Here is an 11,921-nt window from a genome sequence, read left to right as displayed (position 1 = left end):
GATAACGAACGAGCGGAGTTGACGTCATTCCGGCCGCTTGCACAATCCCATTGTGCGAAACTCATCTACAGCCTGAGACAGGCGATCGGCAATCCCTTTCAGCACGCGTGGGTAGCATTGGCATGGTGATCTCTTCGGCAAGGGCCGGTGGTCTTGTTCCGCGTCGAGCAAAACCGCTGCGCACTTTTACCGGAATTGCCCTACAGCCGATTGGCGCGCAACAAAGTGTCCCGCGACAGATATCCCGCAAGCGTGCCATCGGCGGCTCGGACATGCAGGCCCGGCATCTCACCGGAGAGGATGAGCGCCAAGGCGTCGTGAACCGTGGCGTCAGCGGCGATCTCGGCATCGCCGTTGGACGGTTCCGGCGTGGTCATGATCGTCGATACGGCAATCAAGCTCAGCCTTTTTATGGCTCGGTCAGGGCCGAGGAAACTCTCGACGAATTCATTGACGGGACGCGCAAGGATCTCCTGCGGGCTATCATATTGAAGGAGGCGGCCATCCCGCATGATCGCGATGCGATCGCCCATCTTGATTGCCTCATCGAGGTCATGCGTGACGATGACGACGGTCTTCTTCACCTTCCTGAGAATATCGCGGAATTCGTCCTGAAGCCGGACGCGGGTGATCGGATCAATCGCGCCGAACGGTTCGTCCATCAGCATGATCGCCGGATCGGCGGCGAGAGCGCGGGCGAAACCGACGCGCTGACGCTGCCCGCCAGACAATTCGTGCGGAAGACGCTGCCGCATGATGGCCGGATCAAGACCGACGAGATCCAGGAGTTCGTCGACGCGGCGATCGCTGCGCACCTTTTCCCAGCCGAGAAGCCGCGGTACGGTTGCGACGTTGCGTGCGATCGACATATGCGGAAACAGACCGACTTGCTGGATGACATAGCCGATGCTGCGGCGCAACTCTTTCTGATCGACCCGGGCGATATCCCTGCCGTCGACCAGCACACGTCCCGTCGTGGGGGTCTCTAACTGATTGATCATGCGCATGGTCGTGGTCTTGCCGCAGCCCGAAGGACCGATCAGGGCAACCGTCGTACCGGTCTCGATCAGGAGATCGAGATTGTCGACCGCATGCTGGCCGCTTCCGTCGTAATTCTTCGTAACATGATCGAGATGAATCATCCTGATATCCGCTTTCGGCCGCTTAGCGCCGTTGAGTGAAGACGCGCTCCAGGGCGCCGAACGCCAATTCCGCAAAGATTGCGAGCAGGGCTATCGGGACCGCTCCGACGAGAAGGCGCGGCATGTTCATGATCGCAATGCCGGCATTGATGAAATCGCCAAGTCCGCCGCCGCCGATAAAGGAGGCGAGTGCCGCCCCGCCGATCACCTGGACGGCACTCGTCCTGACGCCTGACAGAATCGCGGGAACGGCCAGAGGAAGTTCGATCTCCCACAGCATCTGCCCGGCGCTCATCCCCATTCCATCGGCCGCATCGATCACCGAGGCGTCGATCTCGCGAATGCCGATGATCGTGTTCAACAGCAGCGGCGGCACGGCAAGGACGATGAGGGCGATCACCGACGGCAACAATCCGATTCCGAGGAAAGGCATCGTCGCCGACAGGATCGCAAGGCTCGGTATGGAGCGCAAGGCGCCGGCGATATTGACCACTGCAAAGGCGGCGCGGGGTGCCCGTGCGACGGCAAATCCGAGCGGCACGGCAATGACAAAAGCGATGCCGAGCGACAGGACGCACATCAGAAGATGGCGATTGAAAGCGTTGAAGAAGGTGCCGGAGTTGTCGAAGATCCAGCTGAATGCATCGATCACGATCATGCCGCTTTACCTCCACTGCGGCGGCGCAGCAGCTTTTCGAACGACGCAAAACAGTAGTCGGCAAAGAGCGCCAGAAATGACGTCAGCAGCCCGCCTGCGATGATCTTTTCAGGAAACCGCTGGTCGATGCCTTCGAAAATGATGACGCCGAGCCCGCCGGCATTGATATAGGCGGCAACGGTCGCGATGCCGATCACTGTTACCACGGCAATGCGGATGCCGCCGACAATATAGGGCATCGCCAGCGGCAGCTCGACTTCCCAGATCCGCCGCGCCGTGCCGTAGCCCATGCCGTCGGCAGCTTCGAGTATGTCACGCGGAATAGCCTGAAATCCCATGCCGATATTGCGGATCAGGATCATCAGCGAATAGGCGGCAAGACCTGTTATAGCGGGCGCCGCCCCGATACCCATGATGGGAATGAGAAGCGCAAACAGCGCCAGGCTGGGCACGGCGAACAGGATACCGGTGAAGATGACGATGGCCGCAAAACTTCGCGGTCGCCTTGCCGCCCATATCCCGACGATCAGCGAGATCACCAGGGCAATGCCGACCGATGAAAAAACGAGATACAGGTGCTCCAACAGCGCTTCGAATAGCCGGTCGAGATGTTTAGGGACCCATTTCATCGCCGAGACCTCCGCGTCCGGGCGCTCATTCGCCTGTCTACCATGGGATCCCCAATCTGCGATCGGCGTCGTCGGCTCTCTGCGGCAGAATATCGTAGGCGGACGGAGTGACCGCCGAAAATCGCCTGAGGCCGAGCCGTTCCAAAACCGCCGCTCCCTCAGGCGTTTCATGCAATGCCACGAGGCTTTGCTTTAACGCTGTGGTGATGTCCACAGGCAATGTCTGCGCGGCAACCAATAGCGGCGCGGGAAGCGGCTCGGTCGTCGCCAGAATACGAAGACCATCGATCGCGTCGGGTTCGTGCATCGACAACAATTGGAAGGCGTAAGCGTCGATCGCGCCCGCATCGATCCTGCCATCCTTGAGGGCGGCGACGATGCCTGAAGGGTTGAGCAGCGGTCCGACCGTCATGCTCTGCTTCATTTTCCCGGCAAACTGGCCGGCAAGGAAGGAGCGCGCCGCGTGGTAGCCCGATTGAGAATCGCGCACGGTCCAGCCCCAGCGTGCCGCAGCGAGATCGGCCACCGCGTTGACTGGCCCGGTGGAGGCGATGAGAATGTGGCTGGCATAGAGCGGCTGGTCCAAAGACCATGCCTCGCTCGAGACGGCTGCGGCAAGCATCGTCGGTCGCGCAGCCTCGCGCATGCGCGAAAACGGATAGCCGCACATGAAGACCGCGCCCATGTCCGGCCTCGCCCATAATTCCGACAGGGGGGCTGGTGCTGCATGAGCGATGATCTCGAGTTCTATGCTGGACTGCGAGCTGACCAGCGCAAACAGCGCGTCCCACAGGCCGCGAATGCGCGGGCTGAGATTATACATTCTCGAACAGGCGATCGGCTTGGACATCACCATGGCGACTATGCGAACCGAAGCCGCTGGCCGATGTTCATCTCTTTTGCCTTGTCGACCATGGCGGCGCCGAGCGCCACGTCGGTCGTGCTGAGGCCGCGATGCCAAAACAGGATCGTCTCCTCATCACTTTCGCGGCCGGGCTTCATGCCGCAGACGATCTGGCCGATTTCGGCATGCAAGTTCTCGGCCGTCACCTTGCCCTCGTCGACGTGACGGCGAAGCGCCCCGAAAGGTTTGCCGGGGCCGCATTGTCCCCAATCGTCGACGACGACCTTGTCCATGATATCGGTGAGATCGAATTCAAGTGCGCTCATCGTGCCATAGGGCACGACGAAGGCCCCCTTCTTCACCCATTCGGTCTTGAACAGCGGCGCTGGTTCCGGCAGGCGGCTGGCCTCGACCATGATGTCGGCGCCCTTGAGGCAATCCTGCCAATTGTCGGTGACAACGATCTTCTTGCCGAGATCCGCCTCAAGACGCTTTGCGAAGGCATCGCGACTTTCCGGCCGGCGCGAATGCACGCGGATTTCCTCGAAGTCGAAGAGATGGTCGAGAAGCCGGACATTCCAGTAAGAGGTTCCGCGCGCACCGATATGACCGAGAATCTTGCTGTCCTTGCGGGCGAGATATTTTGCGCCAAGGGCAGTCACGGCCCCGGTGCGCATGTCGGTGATAGCAGTTGCGTCGATGATGGCCTTCGGCACGCCGGTGTTCGGGTCGAACAGGTTGAGGACCGCAAGCTCCGAGGGCAGATCGACCTTATAGTTGTCGACGAAGTCACCGACAACTTTGACGCCGGCATAGTTCAGCGCTTTGACATAGCCGCGAAGCACGTTGAAATGGCCTTTGTCGGAGCTCTCTGGCACAAGATGGACGCGCGGCTCGATGACGGTTTCGCCCCTGCCCTGCGCATCCAGCGCCTTCGACACTGCATCGAGAACCTCGTCATATATCCGGCCGCGGGGCATGACAATCATTTCGGCAGCAGGCCGTTTTCCTTGAGGAAATCGACCGCCACGTCCTTGGCTTCCTCGTGGTCGGTCTCGACCTTGGCATTGAGGACCCGCATTTTCTCGTTGTCGAGATGGGTGCCGACCGCTTCCAGCAGTTCGGCAACTTTCGGATTGGCCTTCAGCACGTCCTGGCGGACAACGGGGGCCACGTAGTAGGGCGGAAACAGACCCTTGTCGTCTGCCAGCGGCACGAGGTTCTTCGAGCCGATCTGCCAGTCGGTCGCTGCACCGTTGGCGACGTCGATGTCCTTTTGGTCCAGTGCATCATAACGAAGACCAAGCTTGGCAAACTGCTTGAACTCCTTGAACTCGGCATCGTAGACGCGCTTCAGGCCGGGCAGGCCATCGGCGCGGTCGGGAAATTCAGCACCGCCGCCGAAGACCAGGGTCTTGGAAACCTTGGCGAGATCCGACAGGCTCTTCAGATTGCTGGCCTGCGCCGTTTCCTGCCGGACAACGATGACGTAGCCGTTGTTGATGCCGCTCGGCTTCAGCCATGTGAGGTTGAACTGCTTGGCGTAGAAATCCTTGACCTCAGTGTAGACCTTGTCGGCATCGGTCGACATCTCACCCTTGACGACAGAAGCGAGCGCTGTGCCAGTATATTCCGGATAGAGATCGATCTCGCCGGCCACCAATGCCTGGTGAGCAATCAGCGTGCCGCCGAGATTGATCTTGCGCTCGACGGTGATGCCGGCATTTTCCAAAACGGCGGCGTACATTTCGGCGAGGATAAACTGCTCGGTGAAATTCTTGCTGCCGACCTTGATGGTCTCTGCGGATGCAGGCTGGAACATGGCGGCTGCCATGATGCCGGCTGCAAAGATGCCTTTTGTCCAATTTTTCATAACCATTCCCTCTTGTTGACTTTTCAATGAACGAACCGACGGCATTCCCCAGAATGACCGCCGGCATGACCGGTCAGTGCCCTGCCCTTCTTGCCGGGGCAGTGGCGAACCGCGCTTATTGCGGGCCGAGCCCGATCAATGCGGCAATCGTCGCAAAATCCGGCCCTTGTGCGCGATCCTCTTCGAGCGCCGGGACTTGGGTGCGGACGAAAGCATAGGCTTCCGCCGATCCCTTGCCCAATTCGCCTGAGACCCCTCGCAGCTCGACGGCCTGTACCGAGGCGATCAGTTCGATGGCAGTGAGATAGCGCAGGCGCTCGACGATCGCCTGCGTCTTTGCCAAAACGCTCGGAGCCATCGACGCCTGGTCTTCGACGCCATCGGCAACAGGAATGGGCGAAAGCGAAACCGGCATGGCCAGATGGCGGATTTCGGCCTCCATGGCCGAGACGGTCTTTTGCACGGTCGCAAAGCCGGTGCGGCTCTGGCCCATCGCGGTCAGGAAGCGCGGGAGGTCGGACATGGCAGGCGACATGATCTTCATGATCCGATAGGCGGTGCCTGCCGCGCAATGCGCCATCGCCTGCCCCAGCCTTTCCCAGGCGAGCACAAACGCGGTCATGTCAAAATTGCCGTGTGAAAGAATGACGCCCTCGGATACGATCACGACAGGATTGTCGCCGGAACTGACGAGCTCAATCTCGGTCGCCTGCCTTGCCTCGTCGATCGCATGCCTCAACGCACCCCAGACCTGCGGCGTGCAACGGTAGCTCAAAGGATCCTGGAGACGTCTTGCTGCATCGGCGGCAAGCAAGGAGCTGCCCGAAAGCAGCTCCATCAGTTGAGCGGCGACACGGCGTTGCCCGAAGGCGGGTCTTGCAGCCAGAGCGCGATCGTCGAAGACGCTGACATTGGCCCGGAACGCTTCGAAATTAACGGCAATCGCCTTCAGGGACCAATCGAAGAGCCGCTCGATCTCCTCAAGCGCCAGACAGGCGAGGCCGATGGAGAGGCTGTTGGCCACAACAAGCGCATGCCCGTCCTTCGGCGCCAATTCGAGGGGCTTCAGGCCGGCCCTTTCAAGAGCGATGGCGGCCGGCAGCACTTCGCCGCCAAGCTCGATCTCGCCGAAGCCGAGAAGGCCGCGGCTCATATGGGCAAGCGGAGCCAAATCCGCCGCACCAATCGAGCCCAATGATGGGACGACGGGATGGACACTTGCATTGATGGCGGCGATCAGACCGTGGAATACTTTCAGCGAAACGCCGGAACCGCCAGCCGCCATGCCGGCAGCCCTGACGGCCATCATCGCCCGCACGGATTCCTGTGCGAGCGGTTGTCCGACGCCGACGGCGCGGGCTTGCGGCACACGCATCTGGAACGCCACGAGGTCTTCCGTTGCAAGTCGCGTGTCGACACCGGCTCCCAGTCCCGTCGTCAGGCCATAGACCGGCAGATCGTTTGCCGTATAGCGATCGACGACGGCACGCGCCGCGACAATCCGGGCTTCGACCTCGGCGGATATCTCAATCCGCGCATGACGACGGGCAACCGCTGCGATGTCCTCGATCGTCGGCGGAGCCGCGCTGAAGATGATCGATGGAGAATGGGTGGCGCTCACTGTTTCTCTCCGAGAATGGCGACGGGCTTAGAGGGACCCTTGCTGGACCGTGCTTCCAGCCGATATTGCGCGCCGGGATAGTATAAAAGCGCGCAGGTCACGACGGCCTCGCCCGACCAGGTCCGTCGAAAGACGCGCAGGCAAGGGTGATCATTCTTCAGGCCGAGATATTTGCGTATGGCCCTATCCGGTTTGACGGCCTGGACGATATGTTCGAACGCCGTTATCGGTGCGACCTGCGTCAGATATTCGTGCGGCGTCATGCTGTAGAAGTCGGCAGACAGATAATCGGGCGCCACCAGCGGATTGACATAGCGCTCCTCGACCTGAATGGGCTGGTCGTTTTCCATGTGCACGATCAGCGAATGCATCACCTCAGCGCCGAGGATCAGTTGGAGCGCGTCGGCAACGTTAGCATCCGCCTTCATCAGCCCGGCCTTGACGACCACCGCCTTATGCGTGTGACCCCGTTCCAGTATTTCGTCGGCTATGTTGCGGATTTGAAGCAGATCGACGTCGAGGTGCTTTGGCGACACGAACGTTCCGATCCCGGCGGATCGCTTGAGAACGCCCTCGAACATCAGCTCCCGCAGGGCCCGGTTCGCCGTCATGCGGCTGACGCCGAATGCCGCCACCAGTTCGCTTTCGGAGGATACCCGGTCTCCCGGCTGCAGCTTGCCCTCGGCGATGTCGGCCAGGATCTGCTCCTTGATCCTGATATAATGGCGCGCTTCGCCGGCGGCCGGTTTGACTGCTTTCGTCATGACAGCCTCGCCACGCCATTGTCGAGGATGATAGCGCTCCGCGAAGCAACGAGCCCCCTGAAGTGAATCTCGGCGCCGTTGCGCCATATCTGCAGGGTGATCGTTTCTCCGGGAAAGATCGGTGCGCTGAAACGCGCCGCGATTGCGCTCAAGCCAGTCGCCATGCCTGGATCGATGGCAGCGAGGATGGCGTAGCCCGCATGGCCGAAGCTGCACAGCCCATGCAGGATCGGCCGGTCAAAGCCGCTTTTGCCGGCTGCCTGCGGATCGACATGCAGCGGATTAAGATCGCCGTTCAGGCGATAGATGAGAGCGGCGTTACCAGGGATGTCGACATTGAATTCGAAGTCCGGCTCTCCGTCCGGGACTTTGGGCAAGGGTTCAGGCGCAAATCCCGCCGAACCGCATCCACCGTCGCCGCGGCACGCGTTCGTCTGGACGATCGTCGCGATGGGCTCGTCACCGTCCGCGGTTGCGATCAGGCGCTCGAAGCTGACGAACATTCCTTTTTCAACACCGCGATCGACTACCGAGAGGACGCGTGAGCGAGAGGTCAGCGGCACATCAAGCGGGACCGGCCGGTGGATCGTCAGGCGATGTTCGGAATGCACGAGACGCGCCCAGTCGACGCCTGTCTGTCGCATCCATGGGCCTGGATGCGCTACGATATTGGCAAGGGTCGGCGCGGTCACGAGATCGCGTTCATAGACGTAGTTCAATGCCTTTTCGTCGAGCGCGTTGGTGCCGTAGCCAACCGACAGGGCGTAAAGGATGGCATCTCTTGCGGTGACCACATGTGTTGCTTGCGGCACCGGGAAGTCGAGGATGGATTGGGCCGGCAGCGTCACGATGCGGCGCCCCCAGATGTCGCGGGTTTGCGAACGCCTCCGGACAGGCGGATGCCGCCGTCAACGGACAGCAATTCACCGGTGACGAAGTCGGCACCCTGAACAAGCCAGACAATGGCGCCGGCAACGTCTTCCGGTGTCGCGACACGGCCGAGCGGCGCGGCGTCCGAAAATCGCTTGGCAGTGGCTCCATAGGCGTCCGGCCCGAGCGTGTCGCGCATCCAGCGCGTATCGATGATGCCAGGACAAACGGCATTGACGCGGATATCGGGACCGCAGGTGCGCGCCAGGGCCAAGGTCAGCGCATTCAGCGCGCCCTTGGAGGCCGTATAGGCAAGCGAGCTGCCGCCGCCAGTAAAGGCAACATTGGATGAGACATTGACAATCGCACCGCCGCCGCTGTCACGCATCGCAGGCACTGCCGCCCGGCACATCTGATAGGCGCCGATGACATTGACACCGAAAACGTTCTGAAAATCTTCGGCCGACAATGTCTCCAGATCGAAAGGATCGGATTTGACCGTCATCGCGGCATTGTTCACCAAGGCGTCGAGCCGCCCCCATCGATCGACGGCAATCGCGACCATTCGGCGGCAAGCCGCGTCATCGGCAACGTCGGCCTGGACGATCTCCACCTCCGCGCCCAGGCTGCGGCAGATATCGCCAGTCTCATCGGCCTCTTTCTTGCTGCGGCTGTAGTTGACGACCACCCTGGCACCGCCCGCGGCGAATTGTTTGACGCATGCAGCCCCGACGCCCGTTGCCGAGCCTGTGACGATGATGGCGGCTCCATCGATTTTCATGGGGCAAAGTCCTTCATGGCGTGGGGCGAAAACAGACGCGCATCCATCTGCTTCAGCCGATCTGACACCGCGACGCTCTTCGGCAGGCGATCGAGAACATGGGCGGCAAGATCGATGCCGGGGGCAAACTCCGTCAGCGTCAGGCATCCGTCAATTACCCGAAAGACAGCCCGTTCGGTGACGACGAGCTGTGATTGCCCTTCCGGCGCAAAGGCGGGGCTCGAACTGATCTGGTCGACATCATCGACGATCTTGCAGAAGCGGCCGTCCTGGATGATGTCGAGCGTGCCGTCGGCAACGGCAATTTCAGCGCCACCGGCCGAAAACGCGCCGAGATAGACAACGTGCTTGGCCGTCTGCGAAATATTGGTGAAGCCGCCGACCCCGACGATGGAATTATTGAAGCGGCTGACATTGACCGCACCGTGCCGATCCACCTCGGCCATGCCGAGGAAGGCGATATCGAGGCCGCCGCCGTCGTAAAAATCAAACTGCGATGCCTGTGGGATGATGGCGGTCGGATTGACGGCGGCGCCAAAGGACAGCTCCTCGGCCGGCACGCCGCCGATGACGCCGGATTCGATCGTCATCGTATAATCGTCGAATCCCTCTTCGCTGGCGATGCGGCCGATCCCGGCGGCAATGCCGATGCCGAGGTTGATGGTTGGGCGATTGAGCGGCGCCAGCTCCAGGAAGGCACGTCGCTGAATAATTTTATCGACCGACAGTGGCGCCGGCTGCAGGCGGCTCATCGCCATGCGGACGCGCCCGGTATAGGCGATATTGTCCGTCTCGGCGAAACTGACGCCGTGCTGGGCCGGATCATCGCAAACGACGACATAATCGACGAGCACCGCCGGGATGCGAACATCGCCCGGCGGCAGCGAGCCGCGCTCGGCAATCCGCTTGACCTGGACGATGACGATGCCACCGGAGTTTCGGCCCGCCTGCGCCATGGCGAGCACGTCGAGTGGGAACGCCTCGTCCTCGAGGGTGATGTTGCCGTCTTCGTCGGCCGTCGTTCCGCGCAAAAGCACGCAGTCGAGCGGCATCGACGGATAAAGCAGCCATTCCTTGCCGCGCAACGACACACGCTCGACAAGCGCACGCGGCGTCGTCGCATTCATGCGGCCGCCGCCATGAAGCGGATCCATGAAGGAGCCGAGCCCGATATGGGTGACCACTCCAGGGTGACCGGCGGCAATCGCCCGATAGAGCTGCGCGATGACGCCCTGCGGCCAGCAATGCGCTTCGATCTTCTCCTCGATCGCCAGCCTGCCAAGGCGAGGCGTTCCGCGCCATCCCCCGGCGATCACGCAGGCGACGAGGCCCTCATAACCGAAGTGCCCCATGCCGCGCGTCTGACGATCGCCCGTGCTGGCAGCAAACAGAAGTGTCAGGTTGCGGGGTTTTCCAGAGGCGAGGAAACGCTCCTCGACGGCCGCCGTGATCGCTTCGGGATGACAGCATCCTCCAAAACCCGAAGCAGCGACAGTCATCCCGTCTTCGAGAAGATCCGCAGCTTGCTGTGAAGAGATGACCCGCATGACGATCTTTGCTTCCCCGGCCTGTATATACAGGCTAGTCGCCGATCGTTTGTAAGGCAACTGGAATCTTTGCCAGTATTTTAGGCATACCACCTTCGATCAGACGATATTCAGCAGTCCAATCAGGCAAAGCCCGAGAGCCGCCAGTGCCAACAGCGACAGCGCCGCCGCCGCGAGGACACGACCGCCGGTATGGGCGACGGATCTGACATCGACGGAGAGACCCAAAGCGGCCATGGCGGTGACGGTGAAGGTGGCGGAGACAGCCGACATCCCGGGCAGCAGCGGCGCCGGGATCGCGTCGAGAGAACGAAGTGTCGCCATAGCTGCAAAACCGAGGATGAACGAGGGGAGAACATGGCGGAGATTGACTGAAGAGCCGCCAGCGCGGCGGCCATGAACTGCACCGAGCAGAAGGATGACCGGTCCGAGCATCATCACGCGGATCAGTTTGACGAGCGTGCCCACCTGGGTGCTGACGGCTCCGGCAGAGGCCGTGGCCGCCAATACCTGCGGGACGGCATAGGCTGTCAGGCCTGCGAAAACGCCATATTGCACGGCGCTCATACCCAAGAGGAGATGAAGAAGCGGCAGCGTCAGCACTGCGCCGATGCCGAGCAGCGCGGTAAAGGCTATCGAGGCCGCGATATCATCCGGTTTGGCGCCGATCACGGGCGCTGCTGCGGCAATCGCAGAATTGCCGCAGATCGAGTTGCCGCAAGCAACTAAGGTCGCCAGGCTGGCCGACAGTCCGAAGAGCCGTCCGATCAGAAAGCTGCCGGCCAAAGACAGAGCAACCAGAACGGCAATTCCGCCGACAAGCGGGAGCCCAGCCTGCCGAATGGCAGCCGTGCTGAGCGAGGCGCCAAGCAACACGACGGAAATCTCGAGAAGCGTCTTGGCGGCGAACTGGATGCCGGGGATGAAAGTCTGCGGCAGACAGACCGAAGAGCGCACGGCAATGCCGATCAGAATGGCAAGCACGAGGCTCTCGATCCAATGCGAGCCGAAAATCATCAACTGCAGCCGCTCAACAAGATGCGCAGCGAGCGTGACCGCCGCACAAAGAACGAGTCCCGGCAGGACGGCAGGAAACGACGGGGAACGGGAGGCGGAAACGAGCATCGGGAAGACCTTGCGGAAGGACTGCACTGTCCCACACCCAATTGTCGACTTCCATTGAATAGTTTAG

Annotated in this window: 12 protein-coding genes; all 12 read right to left on the bottom strand. The window is 61.3% G+C overall.

Features of this window, described 5'->3' with window-relative positions:
• Window positions 1-200 precede the first annotated feature (200 nt).
• The 12 genes from AC1D2N_RS18780 to AC1D2N_RS18725 all read right to left on the bottom strand — a co-directional run bounded on the left by AC1D2N_RS18780 (window position 201) and on the right by AC1D2N_RS18725 (window position 11,854).
• The gene (locus AC1D2N_RS18780) at window positions 201-1,142 is read right to left on the bottom strand and encodes an ABC transporter ATP-binding protein (protein ID WP_112907084.1); all 942 of its coding nucleotides are present in this window, start codon (window positions 1,140-1,142) and stop codon (window positions 201-203) included.
• Window positions 1,143-1,164: 22 nt separating this feature from the next.
• Entirely contained in the window at window positions 1,165-1,800 is a 636-nt protein-coding gene (locus AC1D2N_RS18775; RefSeq protein WP_018245833.1) for an ABC transporter permease, read from the bottom strand.
• Window positions 1,797-2,429, bottom strand: a complete 633-nt coding sequence (locus tag AC1D2N_RS18770) for an ABC transporter permease (RefSeq protein WP_018245834.1) — start codon at window positions 2,427-2,429, stop codon at window positions 1,797-1,799. Before AC1D2N_RS18770 ends, AC1D2N_RS18775 begins: the two co-directional genes overlap by 4 nt.
• Window positions 2,430-2,466: 37 nt before the next feature.
• On the bottom strand, window positions 2,467-3,285 hold the full coding sequence (locus AC1D2N_RS18765) for a phosphate/phosphite/phosphonate ABC transporter substrate-binding protein (RefSeq protein WP_130729625.1): 819 nt from the start codon (window positions 3,283-3,285) through the stop codon (window positions 2,467-2,469).
• Between the two features lie 5 nt (window positions 3,286-3,290).
• On the bottom strand, window positions 3,291-4,262 hold the full coding sequence (locus AC1D2N_RS18760; RefSeq protein WP_477981750.1) for an ornithine cyclodeaminase family protein: 972 nt from the start codon (window positions 4,260-4,262) through the stop codon (window positions 3,291-3,293).
• On the bottom strand, window positions 4,259-5,191 hold the full coding sequence (locus AC1D2N_RS18755) for a glycine betaine ABC transporter substrate-binding protein (RefSeq protein ID WP_197728332.1): 933 nt from the start codon (window positions 5,189-5,191) through the stop codon (window positions 4,259-4,261). Before AC1D2N_RS18755 ends, AC1D2N_RS18760 begins: the two co-directional genes overlap by 4 nt.
• 70 nt (window positions 5,192-5,261) lie before the next feature.
• Window positions 5,262-6,767, bottom strand: a complete 1,506-nt coding sequence (locus AC1D2N_RS18750; RefSeq protein ID WP_018245838.1) for an HAL/PAL/TAL family ammonia-lyase — start codon at window positions 6,765-6,767, stop codon at window positions 5,262-5,264.
• Complete coding sequence (hutC, locus tag AC1D2N_RS18745) at window positions 6,764-7,531, bottom strand: histidine utilization repressor (RefSeq protein WP_018245839.1); 768 nt, start codon at window positions 7,529-7,531, stop codon at window positions 6,764-6,766. The genes AC1D2N_RS18750 and hutC overlap by 4 nt, the downstream gene beginning before the upstream one ends.
• Window positions 7,528-8,379, bottom strand: coding sequence for a MaoC family dehydratase (locus AC1D2N_RS18740; RefSeq protein WP_130729623.1), 852 nt, complete (start codon window positions 8,377-8,379; stop codon window positions 7,528-7,530). Before AC1D2N_RS18740 ends, hutC begins: the two co-directional genes overlap by 4 nt.
• On the bottom strand, window positions 8,376-9,182 hold the full coding sequence (locus AC1D2N_RS18735; protein WP_018245841.1) for an SDR family NAD(P)-dependent oxidoreductase: 807 nt from the start codon (window positions 9,180-9,182) through the stop codon (window positions 8,376-8,378). Before AC1D2N_RS18735 ends, AC1D2N_RS18740 begins: the two co-directional genes overlap by 4 nt.
• Window positions 9,179-10,729 (bottom strand): acyl CoA:acetate/3-ketoacid CoA transferase, encoded by a 1,551-nt coding sequence (locus tag AC1D2N_RS18730; protein ID WP_130729622.1) that lies wholly within the window; start codon window positions 10,727-10,729, stop codon window positions 9,179-9,181. The genes AC1D2N_RS18735 and AC1D2N_RS18730 overlap by 4 nt, the downstream gene beginning before the upstream one ends.
• Window positions 10,730-10,828: 99 nt before the next feature.
• Complete coding sequence (locus AC1D2N_RS18725) at window positions 10,829-11,854, bottom strand: YeiH family protein (protein ID WP_130729692.1); 1,026 nt, start codon at window positions 11,852-11,854, stop codon at window positions 10,829-10,831.
• Between the last annotated feature and the right edge of the window lie 67 nt (window positions 11,855-11,921).

Source organism: Rhizobium sp. P1_B8, assembly GCF_056406515.1.
This window is presented reverse-complemented; position numbering and strand designations above follow the sequence as displayed.